Source organism: Paenibacillus rigui (genome assembly GCF_002234615.1).
Classification (GTDB): domain Bacteria; phylum Bacillota; class Bacilli; order Paenibacillales; family NBRC-103111; genus Paenibacillus_S; species Paenibacillus_S rigui.
In genome coordinates this window covers 20562-38977 of sequence record NZ_NMQW01000012.1, presented here as the reverse complement: position 1 = coordinate 38977, position 18416 = coordinate 20562, and the positions used below count along the sequence as shown (strand labels likewise).

At 47.1% G+C, this 18416-nt stretch carries 14 protein-coding genes; all 14 read left to right on the top strand.

All coding sequences use genetic code 11. From position 1 onward, the window contains the following. The 14 genes from CF651_RS07755 (at window position 1) to xynC (ending at window position 18330) form a co-directional block, all read left to right on the top strand. Complete coding sequence (locus CF651_RS07755) at window positions 1-903, top strand: ABC transporter permease (RefSeq protein WP_094014285.1); 903 nt, start codon at window positions 1-3, stop codon at window positions 901-903. A 14-nt stretch (window positions 904-917) separates the two neighbouring features. Next, window positions 918-1838: a carbohydrate ABC transporter permease gene (locus CF651_RS07750; protein WP_094014284.1), complete on the top strand. Its 921-nt coding sequence runs from the start codon at window positions 918-920 to the stop codon at window positions 1836-1838. A 45-nt stretch (window positions 1839-1883) separates the two neighbouring features. Continuing rightward, window positions 1884-3659, top strand: coding sequence for a sensor histidine kinase (locus CF651_RS07745; protein ID WP_245855766.1), 1776 nt, complete (start codon window positions 1884-1886; stop codon window positions 3657-3659). Then, entirely contained in the window at window positions 3634-5253 is a 1620-nt protein-coding gene (locus tag CF651_RS07740) for a response regulator transcription factor (RefSeq protein WP_094014282.1), read from the top strand. Before CF651_RS07745 ends, CF651_RS07740 begins: the two co-directional genes overlap by 26 nt. Before the next feature lie 268 nt (window positions 5254-5521). After that, a complete protein-coding gene (locus tag CF651_RS07735) occupies window positions 5522-6427 on the top strand; it encodes a carbohydrate ABC transporter permease (RefSeq protein WP_245855794.1) in 906 nt (301 codons plus the stop codon). A gap of 12 nt (window positions 6428-6439) precedes the next feature. After that, on the top strand, window positions 6440-7267 hold the full coding sequence (locus CF651_RS07730; RefSeq protein WP_094014281.1) for a carbohydrate ABC transporter permease: 828 nt from the start codon (window positions 6440-6442) through the stop codon (window positions 7265-7267). Window positions 7268-7333: 66 nt separating this feature from the next. Next, window positions 7334-9097 (top strand): cache domain-containing sensor histidine kinase, encoded by a 1764-nt coding sequence (locus tag CF651_RS07725; protein WP_094014280.1) that lies wholly within the window; start codon window positions 7334-7336, stop codon window positions 9095-9097. Next, window positions 9094-10701, top strand: a complete 1608-nt coding sequence (locus CF651_RS07720) for a response regulator (protein ID WP_094014279.1) — start codon at window positions 9094-9096, stop codon at window positions 10699-10701. Before CF651_RS07725 ends, CF651_RS07720 begins: the two co-directional genes overlap by 4 nt. A gap of 130 nt (window positions 10702-10831) precedes the next feature. Beyond that, window positions 10832-12178 carry an ABC transporter substrate-binding protein gene (locus tag CF651_RS07715; RefSeq protein ID WP_094014278.1) on the top strand — a complete coding sequence of 449 codons (1347 nt, stop codon included), beginning with the start codon at window positions 10832-10834 and terminating at the stop codon, window positions 12176-12178. A gap of 56 nt (window positions 12179-12234) precedes the next feature. Beyond that, a complete protein-coding gene (locus CF651_RS07710; protein ID WP_245855764.1) occupies window positions 12235-13260 on the top strand; it encodes a Gfo/Idh/MocA family protein in 1026 nt (341 codons plus the stop codon). Next, window positions 13257-14261 (top strand): Gfo/Idh/MocA family protein, encoded by a 1005-nt coding sequence (locus CF651_RS07705; protein WP_094014277.1) that lies wholly within the window; start codon window positions 13257-13259, stop codon window positions 14259-14261. The genes CF651_RS07710 and CF651_RS07705 overlap by 4 nt, the downstream gene beginning before the upstream one ends. After that, window positions 14258-15436 carry an N-acetylglucosamine-6-phosphate deacetylase gene (locus tag CF651_RS07700; protein ID WP_094014276.1) on the top strand — a complete coding sequence of 393 codons (1179 nt, stop codon included), beginning with the start codon at window positions 14258-14260 and terminating at the stop codon, window positions 15434-15436. Before CF651_RS07705 ends, CF651_RS07700 begins: the two co-directional genes overlap by 4 nt. Next, entirely contained in the window at window positions 15433-16248 is an 816-nt protein-coding gene (locus CF651_RS07695) for a glucosamine-6-phosphate deaminase (RefSeq protein ID WP_094014275.1), read from the top strand. The genes CF651_RS07700 and CF651_RS07695 overlap by 4 nt, the downstream gene beginning before the upstream one ends. 405 nt (window positions 16249-16653) lie before the next feature. Next, window positions 16654-18330, top strand: a complete 1677-nt coding sequence (gene xynC, locus CF651_RS07690) for a glucuronoarabinoxylan endo-1,4-beta-xylanase XynC (protein WP_094014274.1) — start codon at window positions 16654-16656, stop codon at window positions 18328-18330. Window positions 18331-18416 lie beyond the last annotated feature (86 nt).

The following is an 18416-nucleotide window of genomic DNA, read 5'->3' as shown; positions in this document are numbered from 1 at the left end:
ATGATCACAAGGAAACGGTTAAATGAGCTCCCCCTGCATCTGATGATATTGCCGGCACTGCTGCTTATTGTCTTATTCTCATATGTCCCCATGACGGGGATTATTATTGCTTTTCAAAAGTTTATTCCTGCGAAGGGACTTTTTGGAGATCAGCGGTGGGTTGGATTGGACAACTTTAGATACGTATGGAACTTGCCGAGCTTTAAACAGGTTCTCTGGAATACTCTCTTTATTTCAAGTCTTAAGCTTATTCTCGGACTGATCGTACCGATTGTATGCGCTGTTCTGCTCAATGAATTGAAGAATGAAGTCATCAAAAGAAGCGTCCAAACGACCATCTATTTGCCCTATTTTCTCTCATGGGTCGTTCTTAGCGGGATCTTGATCGATATCCTGTCTCCGTCCACCGGTATCGTGAATGGATTGCTGGGCGTTTTTGGCATGAAAAAAATATTTTTTCTGGGGGACAATCATTGGTTTCCGTTCACCTTAATATTTTCTGATTTATGGAAAAACTTTGGTTACGGGACCATCGTTTACTTAGCCGCTATTACCGGCATTGATCCGGGGCTTTATGAATCTGCTACAATTGACGGCGCAAATCGCTGGGATAAAATATGGCATATCACTCTTCCCGGCATGCGTATGGTTATCGTTCTCTTATCTGTTCTCAGCTTAGGTCAGCTGCTCAATGCGGGCTTTGATCAAGTATTCAATTTGTACAGTCCTCAAGTTTATCAAAGCGGCGATATTCTGGATACGTTTGTGTATCGGATCGGTTTGTTAGATGCCCAATACGGCGTGGCGACTGCCGTCGGACTTTTCAAATCGCTTGTATCGCTCATACTCATATCCGGCTCGTATTTTGTTGCCTATCGATTTGCAAATTATAGAATTTTCTAGGGGGCGGGAAACCAATGTCACATGTATCAGCTAAGCTTGTTTCGGATAAGGGGATCAGGGCATCCCGTAAGCCAATCGAATGGTTTTCCGTTGTAAACACGTTCTTTCTTATCTTGGTATCCTTCATCTGTATCCTTCCGTTAATCCACATTATCGCCGTTTCGTTCAGCTCAAGCACTGCGGCGGCGGCAGGCTATGTGAAGTTATGGCCGGTTGATTTCACTCTAGCTTCCTACGCATACACGGCAAGCCGGGAAGCGTTTTGGCATTCCATGCTGGTTTCGTTGGAACGCGTTGCGATGGGAACGCCGCTAAACCTGCTATTAACTATACTGGTCGCCTACCCTTTGGCCAAAGACTCGGGTTCGTTTCGTTCTCGAAACGTCTATGCATGGATCTTCTTTATTCCCATGCTTTTTCATGGCGGCTTGATCCCTTGGTACACGACAATTAAGCAGTATCATCTGCTTGACACGATCTGGGCGCTGATTTTGCCAGGTGCGGTTCCTATATTCAGTATCGTACTGCTGCTTAATTTTTTTCGCGAGGTGCCCAAAGAGCTTGCGGAGGCCGCTACTATTGATGGAGCAAGCCACTGGACAACGCTATGGAAAATTTATGTACCGATATCCATGCCCGCACTTGCAACCCTTGCCTTGTTTTCGATGGTGGAGCATTGGAACAGTTGGTTTGACGGCCTGCTGCTGATGGGGGACCCGAACCATTACCCGCTGCAAAGCTATATCCAGACGATCGTGATTCAGCAAAATTTGGCGAATATGTCTCGTGATGAGGCGTTGAATTTGACTCTGATATCCGATAGAACACTGAAATCCTCCCAAATTTTCCTGGGCTCGCTTCCGATTATTTTGGCGTACCCGTTTTTGCAAAAATATTTTGTCAAAGGGATTGTTTTGGGAAGCGTAAAGGGTTGACAGCCGGAGTTATAATGAAAGAAAATGTTTGGAGGTTCCCTCCCCTTGTTCAATCGTCAACCGTTCTCTCTAAGAAATACCATCTTCCTACGACTTCTCATTACGTTCTTGCTGATCATGCTGCCCATCGTTTCGCTTGGCGTCTATTTGTATCATTGGATCGTGCAGACGGCAAGCGAAGATATCTCCAAAACGGCTGTCTCCCAGATTGCTTTCTATTTGACCGATCTTGAGAACGAGCTGGAGCGAATGAGATTACAGCAGTTCGGCATTCTGGAGGACGAGGATCTCAATGAATTGACATTAACTTGGAATTCCATGGATGCATTCAAACGTACGGAAAAAATCAATTCGTTGTGGAAAAGGCTTAATGCCATACAAAACAGCAGTATGTACATCAAAAATGTGAGCGTTGACGTCTTTCCGATTTCAAAATCGATTTCATCCGCAAATCGGACTCAGGATTTGGATCCGCTATCCTATTACGAGAATCACCCGAAATTTGACATCAGGAACAACCAAGTCATCGAGTGGAAAGGCAGCTTATACTTAAGCACGGCCAAACAGAGCGCCACCAAAGGGGAACAGCCCTTATTTATTATCGTCATCGAGCTGGATACCGTGAAGCTGAGGGAGGCGCTAAGTCAGCTTAATACCTACGCCGGCAGTGGAACGCTGCTGTTCTCTAAGAAAACCGGAGACATCCTTGTCAGTGTTTCTGAAAAGCAATTGAATGAAGATACGAATGCTTTCATTTCACAAATCAACCAGTCCAACTTGACTCAAAATGGAACCTATACGATGTTAGGCAATCATTATTACACTGCGTTTGCAAGTTCCGATTATCTGAATATGTCCATCATCCGATTTATCCCCGAAGAAATCATCAAGAAGCCGTTGGACAAGTTTTATACATGGGCATGGCTGTTTATATTTGCCACTATCGTGATTATTGCTGTTTATGCGTTTTCTACCTACAAATTTATACATAAACCGCTGTTAACGCTTGTGAAGAGCTTTCGGCGCATGGAGAGCGGAGATCTCCAGTTTGTTATCGCACATGAAGCAAAGGACGAGTTCGGCTATTTATACGGCCGATTTAACCAAATGATTGCGAATCTTCGTTCGCTGATAGATCAGGTTTATAAACAGAAAATTATGACTCAGCGTGCTGAGCTGAAACAACTCCAATCGCAAATTAATCCGCATTTTCTATATAATAGCTTTTTTATCCTGAATACGATGGCGAAGATGAGTGACGTCGAGCGAATCGAGCAGTTCACGACTCAGCTGGGAGAATATTTCCAATTTGTGACCCGCAATGCTTCAGACGAGGTATCGCTGAAACAAGAAATTCACCATGCCAGAATGTACACGGAGATTCAGGAGCTTCGCTTTTCTCGGCGCATTCGGGTGCAATTCGACGCACTCCCGCAGGAAGCCGAGCAGGTATCTGTTCCCCGTTTAATTATCCAGCCTATTATTGAGAACGCATTCGAACATAGTTTGGAGCAAATGAAGCATAGCGGGTTGATAGTCATCCGCTTTGAAATGGAAGAGAGGGAAATCCGCATCATTGTCGAAGATAATGGTCAAAGCTTATCAGACAACGGGCTGGAGCAAATTTCAAATTCCTTGGCTAACGGTAATGATCATACGGAGACGACAGGTTTAGTGAATATCCATCGTCGTGTGAAGCTCACGTTTGGCGATGCATATGGTTTACGGGTAAGCCGAAGCGAGCTCGGGGGATTGAAGGTAGTCATTTGTTTTTCCTCTGAAGGGGGTGACGCTCATGATTCGATTGCTCATCGTCGATGATGAAGAAATTATTACGGAAGGGCTATTTGAGGTACTTAAGCAGTTGAATCTAGGGCTTGATTTGTACAAAGCCTATGCCGGAGAAGAAGCACTCGATTTGATGAATAGAACGAGAGTGGATATTGTGTTATCCGATATTCGGATGCCCGGCATGGATGGGCTGGAGCTCATGAATAACATACGGAGTCACTGGCCGCATTGTAAAATTATTTTTTTGACCGGATACAACGACTTTGATTATATTTATCAGGCGATTCAAGCATCGGGTGTTAGCTATCTCCTGAAAAGCGAAGGATATGGAAAGATCATTAAAGCGGTAACCGATGCCATGAATGAATTGGAAAACAGTCTGAGGTTCCATAATCTGATCAAGCAGTCAAGAGAGAAGCTAACCACGCTCGAAACGCTGGCCCAAGGCAATTATTTCAGGTACCTGCTTCAGGGGGCGAGAGCGGAGGAGGAGCTGGAAGTCGATTTTCGCAAATTGGGCATTGCTCTCGATTCCTCCCTCCCCGTACTTGTGGTGCTTGGCGACCTGCAGCGAACGAACCTGAGCCATTCATTTGCCGATAGTCAGGAGGCTGCGCTGGCCGTTAAATTTTTGGCTGAAACCTTCCTTACGGAGCGGACCGACAGTCTTGGAATCATTGACCGATATGGCGACCTTGTATGGCTTATCCAACCGGGAAGCGGCTTGCGAATAGACCCAGGTGAAGCCTATGTTCGTACGGTTAGGTATTTGGAAGGGCAATTTGAGCTTCTGCAGCAAGCTTGTATGGAATCACTGGGCATCACTTTTGCCATTACGCTCTGTGCTGAGCCTTGTGAATGGAAGCAGCTTTCCATGGCGTATGAACGGATCCGAAATCAACAGCATAGGAGAGCGGGCGACGGTGCCCAGATGATACAAACGGTCTACATGGAATCGGTCGAGACTGCAATTCCTTCGCGATCCTTGAGGGAAAAAGAGGAGACGCTGGCGATCCATCTTGAAGGGGGGAGCAGAGAGGGGTTTCTTCATCTGTTGCGTGAGCTGACCGAAACGGCATTCGTTGAGGGCAGAGGCGGGGGGCCGTTTGTCCTCGAACTTTATTATACAATAGCACTGCTTCTATTATCCTACATCAACCGTTGGGAGCTGCATGATAAGGTAGAAGCAACCGGTCTCATGCAGAGAGAATTGCATGCGTCTTGGCAGGACAGCTTCGATTATTTGAAAAGGGTTGCGGAGTCTTTGTTCGATCTTAGGTTGAGCGGAGAACGCAGCAGGGCGGCTGCGGCGATTGAAAAGGTCCGTTCATACATTGATGAACATCTTGGCGAGGACTTGTCGCTTGTGCGTTTGGCCAATGTGATTCATTTCAATCCATCTTATTTGTCGCGGCTTTTTAAGCAGGAAACCGGAATCAATCTATCGGAGTACATAGATGAAGCTAGGATAGAGAAGGCTAAAGAATTGCTGAAGCAGGACGAGATGAAGATAGCCGAAGTGGGTGTTCGTGTAGGGTATGAAACCCCTCATTCCTTTACTCGATTTTTCAAAAAGTCAATCGGCTTTACCCCGCTGGAATATCGGGAAGGCTTGAGGAAATAACCCGATGTTAAATCATCGGAGGATGTAATTATACGCAATTGGGAAAAAGCACAATCCAGCTTGATATTTTGGCTCAGCGGCGGCTGGGCCTATTTGCTTTTTCTATGAAATCAAGCGTTGGCCCGCGAAAGACACGGTTGAAACGTGTAGTTTTTTATTAATATTTATAGATTTCCCTCATATAAAAAGGGGAAGCGGACAGGTAAGATTACTGTACAAAGGTTTTGAAAAGCTAGAGAGGAAGAGGGAGTGGAAATCAGTGAAGAATATTCGACAAAGAGCAAAATGGAGTCCAAGACGTCTAAGGTTCGTTGAACCTGCTTGGGGCTATGTGTTTATTTCACCGTGGCTGATAGGTTTATTTGTGCTAACCATCGGTCCTATGTCCCAATCGTTCTATTTATCGTTAACCCATTATAATTTGCTTGAACTGCCCAACTGGGTCGGGTTCGGCAATTATAAGGAAATTTTTATGGGAGATCGAGATTTTTGGAAGGTGCTGCAGGTGACTTTCACCTATGTGCTGATGTCCGTTCCGCTAAAATTATTGTTTGCTCTGCTGGTGGCTATGCTGTTATTTAGGGCAATGCGCGGCATGTCCGTTTTTCGGGCCATTTTTTATTTGCCTTCCCTTATCGGTGGGAGCGTAGCGATCTCCGTCATTTGGCGCAACCTGTTTGGTATGGACGGATTTTTAAACCATTTGCTTAGAGTGATTGGCATCCAAGGGAGCGATTGGATCAACTCACCCGAGACGTCCCTCTACACGCTGGTGCTTCTGGCGGTATGGCAGTTCGGGTCCTCCATGGTCATCTTCCTGGCCGGGCTAAAGCAAATTCCACGCGATCTTTATGAAGCAGCCTCGGTGGACGGTGCATCGAGACTACATTCCTTCTTTTCGATAACATTGCCGATGCTGACGCCGATCATTTTTTTCAATTTGGTCATGCAAATTATCGGCAGCTTCCAAATGTTTACCCAGGCGTTTATCGTGACGAAAGGCGGCCCTATCAACTCCACCTTAGTTTTCGCTTTATATTTGTTCCAGAAAGCGTTCGCTTACTTCGATATGGGCTACGCCAGCGCTTTGGCTTGGATATTGCTGACGATCATTGGATTGTTCACAACGTTTATTTTTTGGTCGTCGAAAAAATGGGTGCACTATGAAACATAGGAGGCAAATGCAATGAGGCAAAATAAATTTTTTCAATACATCTTCCTGATCCTGTGCAGTGTCATGATGATTTATCCGATTTTTTGGCTAGTCGGTAATGCGCTTAAATCGAACGAGGAAATCCCTAAATCGAATCTGATCCCGACGGAAATCCATTGGGAGAACTTTGCTGACGGCTGGACGGCCATCCCTGGATTCAGCTTCGCCCATTTTTTCTACAATTCTTTCTTTATATCCGTATGCTCGGTGATTGGAACGGTGCTTTCCAGCGCTTTCGTGGCATTCGGCTTTGCAAGGCTCAATTTCCCGTTAAAGAAGTTTTGGTTTGGGATCCTCATGATGACCTTAATGCTCCCGACTCAGGTTACTTTGGTACCGCAATATATTTTGTTTAAAAATTTCGATTGGGTAGGGACGACGCTGCCGCTCATTGTTCCGCATTTTCTGGCGGTGAGTCCGTTCTTTGTATTTTTGATCATTCAATTCATTCGTGGTATTCCAAGGGATCTGGACGAATCGGGAAAAATAGACGGCTGCTCGACGCTCGGGATTGCCTTCAAAATTGTGCTTCCCTTATGCATGCCAGCCTTCATTACAACAGCCATCTTCAGCTTTATCTGGACGTGGGATGACTTTATGGGGCAAATGATTTATTTGACAGATACCGCCAAGTACACGGTTCCGTTAGCGCTGCGTTTGTTTCTGGACACCTCGTCGGCTGTAACATGGGGACCGATGTATGCCATGTCTCTGTTATCCGTCATCCCGTGTTTTGTCATTTTCATTGTCGCTCAGAAATACTTTGTAGAGGGGATTTCGACTACGGGGATTAAGGGATGATTTACAAGACAATGGAATGGTCTTATACTTACAAGTAAAAAACGGAACCTATAGGTGGACTGCAGCATGAGGAATCCATTTAAAACCTTTTCATTCCAAACAACATTTTTCGTTTCGTTTATTATCATTTCCGCCTTATTGATTCTTCTTCTGGGAATCACCAGCTACTATATTACAAATCAGGAAGTGGTCGAACAGACCATTTCTTCTAGAAAGCTTCTATTAAATGAAATTAATAAGCAGCTCGATTCTGCTATGCAAACGGTGGAGTACGATTCCTTGGTGCTTGCAAGCAATCCGAAACTGATCAATTATTTACAATACAACGATGATTCCTTCGAACATATCCAGCAGAAGTCGGATATTATTGACTTGTTGAGCCGGCTCAGTTATGTAAAAGAGGGTGTTCATTCGGTTCAGCTGTACACGAAAAGCAGCTCTATAGATGGCCATATCGGAGCGAATGGCGTTTTTGACTATTCCATTATCAAGCAGAGCCCGTGGTATAACGAGATTAAAGACGCCGATTACTGCTGGGCGGGGACTCATGCGATCGAGGTAGGAAGCTATCCGGCTGAGGAAAGAAATGTGGTTAGCTTTGCTAGAAAAGTACTGGCCCCCTCCGGGGAGGAAGTCGGGATTCTCGTCATCAACTTAAATCTGTCGTTTATGCAAAAGGTCGTCTCAGGCAGCTCGCAGAACGTAAGTCGGGTTATTCTGGATACGCGCCATCGGCTTATTGCGGAGTTTAACGACGGTTCCAAATCCGATTCATTCGCCAGTATGAAGGAGAATCTGTCTGAGGTGCTGGACAAGTCCGCCTCCGAAACCTATGCAATCGCTCAGTTAGAAGAGAAAAAATTAATCATTTGGAATCAACAGGACCGCACAATGTGGGTCACCATGGATATTATCCCCTGGGACGATATTGAGAAGGGGAGCCGGCGAATTGAAATGGTGATGCTGGTTGCGGTAATATTCTGCATTCTACTGGCGATCATCATGGCTTACTTGCTGTCTAAGCAATTCATTTTCCCGATCCGAAATCTTGTTCATGCTATGAATATGATGAAGGGCGGCAAACTGGATATTCAAATCATAAACGACTATCATAACGAGTTCGGTCATATGAATGAAAATTTTAATCAAATGACGGCACGGATCAATCATTTGCTCATTGAAGTCAACGAACAGCACAAGCGCAAGCGTGAAGCGGAGATGCAGGTGCTGCAAGAGCAAATCAACCCCCACTTTTTATATAACACACTCGATACTATGAATTGGCACGCCATCGAGTCTGGCTCCCGTGAAATTAGCCATATGCTCTCCTTGCTGGGCAAGATGCTGCGAATCGGCTTATCCAGCGGGGCCACCTTCATCACCATCCAAAGAGAGCTGGAACACCTGCATTATTACATGGAGCTGCAAAAAATTCGTTATAAGCAAAGGGTGGAATTCCACATCTCCATCCCCGAATCGATGAAAATCTTTTACACGCCGAAGCTCATCATTCAGCCCTTCGTCGAGAATGCCCTCATTCACGGCTTACATTCTTGCGAGAGGGGCCTGATCCACATCTCGGGATGGGAGGATGAGCAAAGCTTGTATTTTCGGATCGAGGATAATGGTGAAGGCATGGACACGGATATGACGGTTCTAACAAGGGATCATAACGGGATTCGCAATGTGCGCGAACGAATTCAATTAAATTTCGGGCAGCGTTACGGGGTCGAGGTTTATAGCGAACGAGGCCAAGGCACCGCCATTATGTTGTCCTTGCCTAAAATCAGAACTGTGCCACCACATTATACGGAGGGGAACGCAAAATGATCAAAGCCGTAATCATTGATGATGACATGACGACAATTCATGGAATTACCCGTTCTATCCGTTGGGAGGAGTTCGGGATTGAAGTGTCGGGAACAGCCAAGAACGGTAAGGAAGGCTTGGAGCAAATACGGATTCACCGTCCTGATATTATTTTGACCGACATCTTTATGCCGGTTATGAACGGGATCGACATGCTGAAGACGCTGCGAGAAGAAGGTAATCAAGCGGAAGTGATTATCTTAAGCGGCTTCGAGGATTTCAAAACGGCTCAATCGGCAGTAAAGCTGAATGTGAACGATTATTTGTCGAAGCCAGCTACGTTGGATGAAATTGAAAGCGTTCTCAGATCGGCGCTTGCCAAAATAGAACAAAGAACACGTACGGAAAAGGAAGATAAGGAATTAAGAGCTCTTCTCGAGTACAATCTCCCAACGACAAAGAAACAATTATTCAAGGGGCTGCTGGAGCCGGGTTTTTCGCAAACCGCTTCTTTCCATAGAATGGCGGACTATTTGAAAGTGGATTTCTCTAATCGATATTATACAGTGCTGTTGATTGAGTTTTTCATGAACCGCGAACGTAATGCGTACCGTCCAAGCGAATTATCGTTGTTTGCTTATGCCGTGAAGAATATTGTGGAAGAGCTGGTGCAGAGTAAGGAAGGCATCTATGTGGCGGATATTCAACGCAATGTGACTGCCGTAATCGTATCCGCCCCATACCATGGAAGAAAAGAACAGGTCAAGCTCCAGGCGAAACAGACAGCTCATGAATTTTTGAATACTATTCAGAAATACTTGAAGCTGGAAGTATGCGCATCGATAGGATGTATTGTCGATCATGTGCATGATATTCCGAGGTCGTATGTTGCTGCTATTGATTTGTTAGCAGAACGGTCAAGGCTGCCGGATCAGCAGCTGATTTGTGAAGAAGATTGCCGAGGAGTGACCAAGGCGGTATCACGCCGCCCAATGGAAAGCTATCAGGCGATTGTTGACGCTGTTATGATGGGTCAAGAGGATCTCGTACATGAGCGTATTACGGAGCTTGTGAAAACACTTCACAAGGGGGATGTGCCGAGCATCAGCACCCTGCGTGAATTTTCCATCGACATCGTGGGTGTTTTAACGCTAGCGCTTCATGAGCACGGCTTGCAAATCGAAGACATCGACTCAAGATTCAACTTGTACAAGGAGCTCGAGCTGCTGCACGGGATAAAAGATTTTGATGCATGGCTGCGAGATCTGCTTATTCCGGTGTGCGGGGTGATGAGCAGGCGAGGTTCGCAGAAGCATCCGAGGACTATCGATTTTATTATGAGGTATGTACAGGAACATTATGCCGAAGATATTACATTGGATGTGTTGGCCGAGAAAGTGTATTTAACGCGAAATTATTTGAGCCAAATTTTCAAGCAAGAAACCGGTGAGAACTATAACAATTATTTAACTCGCGTTCGTATGGAAAAAGCAAAGGAATTTATGCTGAGCGGAAATTATAAAATATTTGAAATCTGCGAAATGGTCGGATATAAAAACAACGCCTACTTCAGCCAATTATTTAAAAAACATACGGGGTTAACCCCCTCCGAGTTCAATCATTGATCCGCAGGATAAGATGAAGACAGTGTGTATTTTTTTAATACATTTTATAGATTTCCCTTATTCTATTAAAAAACGAAAATTTTATAATGAAGTTGTAACCAATGAAACAATAAAATAGGGGGGCAAAAAAATGGTGAGATCCGGGTTGAAAGTCCGCAAGTTAATGAAGGCAGGTTTAGCCTCGACTGTGATCATGGGGCTGCTGGCAGGGTGTGTCCCTACGGAGAAGAAAAGCGCGTCGGAAGCCCAGCCGAAAAGCATTGAGCTTCGTTTCTCTTGGTGGGGGAGCCAAGGTCGTCACGACCGTACCTTGAAGCTGATCGATAAGTTTCAGCAGCTGCATCCCAATATTAAGATCAAGCCTGAGTATACGAGCTTCGACGGCTATTGGGAGAAGCTGTCCACACAGGTGGCAGCGAATAACGCGCCTGATGTGATGCAAATGAGTATCTTATACATCAAAGAGTATTCGGAGCGCGGTGTTTTGGGTGACTTTTCACCCTACTTGGACAAGGAACTGCATATTGACGATCTGAATAAAGACGTATTGAAAAATCAAGGAACCATTAACAGCAAATTGACCGGTTTACCCGTATCGGATAACGCTTCCGTCCTGATTTACAACAAGGAAATGTATAAGCAGGCTGGTATTGAACCTCCGAAGATGGACATGACGTGGAAGGAGTATTTCGATAAGGCACGCGAAATCAAATCCAAGCTGGGCGATAATGTATTTGGATCGTTCGATATGTCAACTTCACTGGAAGCGTTTATGTACTATTGTTTCTCGGTAGGGGACACCCTTTACAAGAACAATCGGCTCGGCTACAACGAACAAACGATGAAGAACTGGCTTAAAATGTGGGATGACGCTCGAAAGGAAGGTATTGTGCCGCCTGCTGCGCAGACCGCTTCTTTTCTTCCGTTGAGTAATGCTGATCCCAATAAAGATGCTTTGATGAAAGGGGTCGTACCCATTATTGGGCCACAATTTACGGCTACTTTCCCCGCTTATGAGAATGTGATGAAGGATAAAATCGATATGGTCGCTTATCCGAAGGATAAGCAAACCGGCAGTGTGCTCGAAACAGCAATGTTCTTATCGGCTTCGGCCAAGTCCAAATATCCGAAGGAAGCGGCTATGTTTATTGACTTCTTCCTTAACTCCAAGGAAGCGGCTGATATTTTGGAGACAGATAGAGGCTTGCCGGAAAACAAAAAAATGCTGGAATACTTAACTCCGAAATTCGCGGATCGAGATAAAAAGATGGTAAGCATGCTGCAGTATGTAGCGAGTATTCAGCCTTCCTGGTACGATGCGGGACCTAAGGGAGCCGGAGAAGTGACGAAGTTGTTTGAACAAGTCGTGCAGAAGCAGCAGTTCGGCAAAGCGTCTATCGATGAAGCAGCCGCCGAATTCCGGAAGGAAGCCGACAAAATTTTTGAGAAAAACAATAATGAACTCACGAATAAATAAAATAGAATCCCGCTCCGCAGAGCGGACATTCTATCTTTCAAGGGAGGGTGCTGCGAGTGTGTGCCAAACAGTTTGCCATTATCGGTTGCCAGCATGCGCACATCGGTATTTTTATAAGTGAAATGTTGCAGCTTGGTTACACGTGTGCCGGCCTATATGAGGACGAAAATGATCAATTGGCCGGCAGTCTATCCAGGCAATATGGGATTCCTCTTGTTCAGGATAAAGAGAGCCTGCTTTCGGACACAGTTGAAGTTGTCGGGTGTGCTTCGATCAACGACCGCAAAATAGACGTCATCGAATTATGCGAAAGCCGGGGGAAGCATGTCATGCTGGATAAGCCGGCTGTCACGGGCCGTGAAGGGCTCGATCGGCTGAAGGGCGTGATAGACAGAGGCCGCATCCAAATCGGCATGCTGCTGACGGAACGATTCCACCCCGCGATCTATACCTTGAAGCGGAACATCGGGCTTGGAGTTTTGGGAGAAATCGTAACGATCGGGATGCGCAAGCCTCATCGATTGAATGCCGCGAGCCGGCCGGCGTGGTTCTTCTCTAAGCATCAATCGGGAGGCATCCTTGTCGATCTGCTCGTACACGATTTCGATCTTCTCCGCTGGTTGACCGGTAAAGAACTGGTAAGCGTTCAGGGCTATGTCAGTAAGACGGTCATGCCCGAGCATCCTACCTTCTATAATACGGCAAGCGTACAGGTTGAAATAGAAGATTGCATCGTTGCCCAGCTTTATGCCGATTGGCATATGCCGGAGCAGAGCTGGACGTGGGGAGACGGACGGATCTACGTCACCGGAACCGAAGGCATTGCAGAATTGAGACTGCAGGGCGACCCTTTAGTTGGGGAAGAGCCTTCACTGCTCATACAATTAACCAATCGGGAGCCGGTGGTTCGAGTGCCTCTTTTAGAGCCTCCTTATTCCATTTCGCATGATTTCGTGCGCCGGATTGAGGGTCTTGATTGTATCGTGAGCCATGAGGATATTGTGAAGACGAGCGAAGCGACGATCTGGGCTGACGAATCGGCTGCTTATTTACAACTTGACGTGAAGGAGCCGCAGAGATGAAAGAAGGAGTTCGAACGAAATTTGCGATTGTCGGCTGCGGTGTTATCGCGGACGTTCACGCGAATGCCATCCGTAATACCGCGGAGGCAGAGTTGATTGCGGTTTGCGATATCGATGACGCTAATGGTCAACAGTTTGCGGATAAATATGGCGCCCAATTGTACACAAAGCTTGATTCCATGCTGCAAAATGAGGATATCCAGGTCGTGTCCATTTGCACGCCAAGCGGACTTCACGCCGAGCAAACGATCCAGGCCGCCAAAGCCGGCAAGCATGTGATGACAGAGAAGCCGATGGCGATCCGGCTCGAGGATGCCCACCGGATGATTCACGAATGCAAAGAGCAGGGCGTCCTGCTAAGCACGATTTTTCCGAGACGAATGTCACCGGCAGCTCAGTTTGTCAAACAGCTGCTTGCAGACGGGAGGTTAGGGAGATTAAGCTTGTGTGACGCTTATGTTAAAATTTACCGAAGCCAACAGTATTATGACAGTGCCGGTTGGAGAGGGACCTGGGCCATGGACGGCGGCGGTTCTATGATGAATCAGGGGATCCACACGGTGGATCTGCTGCAGTGGCTCGTCGGTCCCGTTCGATCCATTTACGGGAAGGCTAACACCCAGCTGAGAAATATCGAGGTGGAGGATACGGCGGTGTCGCTGCTCGATTTTCATAATGGGGCCATGGGCATACTTGAAATTACGACTACGGTATATCCAGACCGGGGACAGCGTTTGGAGATCCATGGGGAGAAGGGATCTGTCATCATCCAGGAGGATGACATCGCCTTGCTGAAAGTAGAAGGCGAAGAGGTGAACATTCCGTCATTCCCACCGTTTCAGGTCATCCCCGACGGGCATCGGATGCAGATTCGCGATATGGCTTTAGCCGTGCAAGAGCTGAGAGCGCCGATAGTGCCTGGTGAAGAAGGCATCCACGCGCTAGAAATTATTTTGGGCACATACGAATCCTCGAAACAAAAGAAGGAAATTAAGCTATGAGGCTGCAAGGAATCCGATTCGATACGGCTGAGGTCGTCGAGGTAGAGGTTAAGGACGGGCTGATCGCTTCCGTGAAGCCGCTGGAATCAGCGGCAGCGCAAGAGCTTCCCTGGATTTCCCCGGGTTGGTTTGATCTCCAGGTCAATGGGTTTAACGGGTTTGACTTTAATGGCGAAACCACGACTGTGCAGGATGTAGTTGGGGTCACGGAAGCACTATATCAAAGAGGTGTCACCCATTACTTGCCAACCGTTATAACCGGGAGCTTGGAACGGATCAAGCAAGCGGTGACGACGATTGCGGAAGCTTGTGAGCGTTATCCGGATGTGTGCCGTTCCGTTGTCGGGATCCATCTGGAGGGTCCTTACATTTCCGGTGAAGACGGACCTCGCGGAGCTCATGCAAGAACCTACGTCAGGGACCCGAACTGGGAGGAATTCGCCCAGTGGCAAGAGGCATCGGGGAATCGGATTCGTCTCGTGACAGTGGCTCCGGAAAGAAAGGGAGCCATCGCCTTCATTCGAAGACTGAAGGAAGCCGGAATTACGGTCAGTTTAGGGCATACTTGTGCGAATGCGGATGAGCTGGCCCAAGCTGTAGCCGCGGGCGCTGCTTTATCCACACATCTTGGAAACGGGGCGCATACCCAATTACAAAGGCACCCCAATTACATTTGGAATCAGTTGGGGGAGGATCGTTTGTGGGCTACTTTTATTGCCGACGGCCACCATCTAAGCCCGCCGGTTTTGAAAGCGATGCTTCGTGCGAAACGCGACCAATTTATTCTGGTCAGCGATAGTGTGAAATTTGGCGGTTTGTCCCCCGGACGCTACTCTAGTGTCATCGGAGCGGAAGTTGAGCTTCATCCGGATGGAAGGCTAACGCCTATCGATAATCCACTCATTTTAGCTGGATCAGCCGAGGCTCTGGATGTGGGGGTCTCCAATGCGGTGCGGTATGCGGGAATCTCTTGGTCTGAAGCGATTGAGGCAGTCACGCTGCGGCCCGCCCGTCTTCTCGGCCTGTCGGGGCCGGGGAGGGAATGGCTGGAGGTAGGCAGCGAAGCGAGCTTTACACTTTTCCGACAGCCCGATCGGCAAGAGCGGATTCGGATTAGCGCTGTTGTATTGAATGGAGAAACCAAATACAGTTTCATGGGAGGAGGAGCCCAATGACGTCCGTTTTTATGCCGGAGCAGAGCTTTACTAGGGATGAATTAAAGGTCCAGGTTTATGCCACGCGGCGTGAGTTAGGTGCGGCTGCGGGAGCTGAAGCGGCGGAAGCAATGCGCAGTAAATTGCGGGAAAAGGAAGGGTTGCGAATCGTATTCGCAGCCGCTCCTTCCCAAAATGAATTTCTTGAGCAGCTATGCCAGGAGGAAGGAATCGACTGGAAGCGGGTTACCGCATTTCATATGGATGAATATATCGGTTTACAGCCTGGTGCGCCTCAGCTCTTTTCTGAATTTCTCAAACGAGGCATATTTGATAAGGTAAAGCCTGGCGTCGTACATCTCATGGATGGCGCGAATGGGGAAGCGGAATGTGTTCGGTATGCGGAGCTGTTAAGGGAGGCCCCGATTGATTTCGTCTTCCTCGGCATCGGAGAAAATGGGCATCTTGCCTTCAACGATCCGCCTGTCGCCGATTTTGATGACCCTAAGGCGGTGAAGCCCGTGCTCTTGGAGGAGTCCTGCCGACAGCAGCAGGTGAACGACGGATGCTTCGAGGATGTGCATTCGGTTCCCACTCATGCATTGACGCTTACCATCCCTATGCTCATGTCAGCAAGCCTGCTATTCTGCATGGTACCGGGGCTTACTAAACGTGAAGCTGTACGGAGCACGCTGCAGGCCGTCATTTCTACGGCTTGCCCGGCAACTATACTTCGCAGTCATCCGAATTGTACCCTGTATGTAGATAAAGAATCGTACGTCCTGGCGGAGTGCAGCAGCGATCAGAATAATGATTCGTCTATGCAGCCGTAGCTTTTTCAATGGCCTCCTTCACAGGAGGTTTTTTTGTTCAGGCGAAATTTACGATCGAGTCCATTCGGCGGCCATCCTTTAAAAAGAAATTAAGTCTAAAAGAAAGGTAAGGTCGCTTGCAAATCCTTCCGTAAAGATGAAGCTAAGTCCCAAATTATTGTATATATTCAAAGTCGCATTCCAGATGATACAGTAGGACCTGATTGAACGATTGGGACAAATAGGAAAATATTTAAATGTTTTCATTCGACTGCTTGGAGATGAGGAAGCCTTGCGTCCGCATACGAAAGGGCGTGGTCCAGGGAAATTGCGTAAAACGGTGTAACACGGAGATTGCAGCATTCCCACGGTAACCAGTTTGTGGAAGCGATTAATTTACGATTAATTTATGAGGAGATGAAAACAATGACGTCGCGTGTAAAGAAATCAATAAGTGTTCTGTTGGCATGTGTAACGATGCTTTCGGTTATGTTAACCGTATTTTCTCCTGCTGAAGTTTCGGCAGCGAGTGATGCCACGGTGAACTTGTCGGCAGCAAACCAAGTGATTCGCGGCTTTGGAGGCATCAACCATCCGGTTTGGGCCGGAGATTTAACCGTGGATCAAAGAGAAACCGCTTTCGGTAACGGACAGAACCAATTGGGCTTTTCCGTTTTAAGAATTCATGTAGATGAAGATAAAAATAACTGGTCCAAAGAAGTAGACACTGCCAAAAGTGCGATTGCGCACGGTGCCATTGTGTTTGCTTCCCCATGGAATCCCCCAAGCACGATGACGGAGACCTTCGATCGCAACGGGGACACGTCGGCCAAACGGCTTCGATATGACAAGTATGCGGATTATGCACAGCATCTGAATGATTTTGTTGCCTACATGAAAAATAATGGTGTGGACCTGTATGCTATCTCCGTCCAAAACGAGCCTGATTACGCCCATACCTGGACGTGGTGGACTCCACAAGAAATGCTTCGCTTTATGAAAGAAAATGCCGGATCGATCAACTGCAGGGTCATGGCACCGGAATCATTCTCGTATATGAAAAATATGTCGGACCCTATTTTGAACGATCCGCAGGCTCTGGCTAATATGGATATTCTCGGTGCCCATACGTATGGGACGAATTTTAGTGATTTCCCTTATCCTCTTTTTAAACAAAAGGGAGCGGGAAAAGATCTTTGGATGACGGAAGTATATTACCCGAATAGCGACAACAACTCGGCGGATCGCTGGCCTGAGGCATTGGATGTAGCTTATCATATGCATAATGCTATGGTGGAGGGGGATTTTCAAGCTTATGTGTGGTGGTACATCCGCAGGCAATATGGTCCTATGAAAGAGGATGGAACGATAAGCAAACGCGGCTATAGTATGGCTCATTTCTCGAAATTCGTTCGCCCCGGCTATGTAAGGGTTGATGCAACCAAAAACCCCAATTCGAACATTTACGTATCTGCCTATAAAGGAAACAATAAAGTAGTGATTGTCGCCATTAACAAGGACACTACAGCTGCAAGTCAAAATTTTGTTCTGCAAAATGGCACGGCCGCTCAGGTAGCCTCCTATGTGACCGACAGCAGCAGAAATCTTGCAGCCGGGTCGTCCATTAATGTGTCCGGCGGTTCCTTTACGGCCCAGCTTCCTGCCCAAAGCGTTACAACATTCGTAGGCGATTATACGGACGGCACGACCAGCAGCGGGACCACCTATGAAGCAGAGACAGGCACGATATTAACTAGTGCAACGGTAGATACCCTCTATACAGGCTATACCGGTACAGGATATGTTAATTTCAATGCTTCAACTGGAGCGGCTGCGCAGTGGAATAGCATCAATTGCGCCGTAACGGGAACCAAAAATGTGAAGTTCCGGTATGCATTGGATTCAGGAACTCGAAACTTGGATGTGTATGTGAACGGGACGAAAGTGATCAGCAACGCCGCCTTTACGGCGACCGGGAGCTGGACAACGTGGGGCGAAAAAACGATTCAGGTACCGATGAATAGCGGGACCAACACTTTTAAAGTCGTCACGACCGGTACGGAAGGACCGAATGTGGATAGTATCAATGTGACTGCCCAGTAGGTTCATTTAATCAAAGGGAAAAGGCGGGGGATAGAAGACCGGCCATAAGCAAGAGGCTGTCAGGCAGTAATAGAAGCCAAAAACCA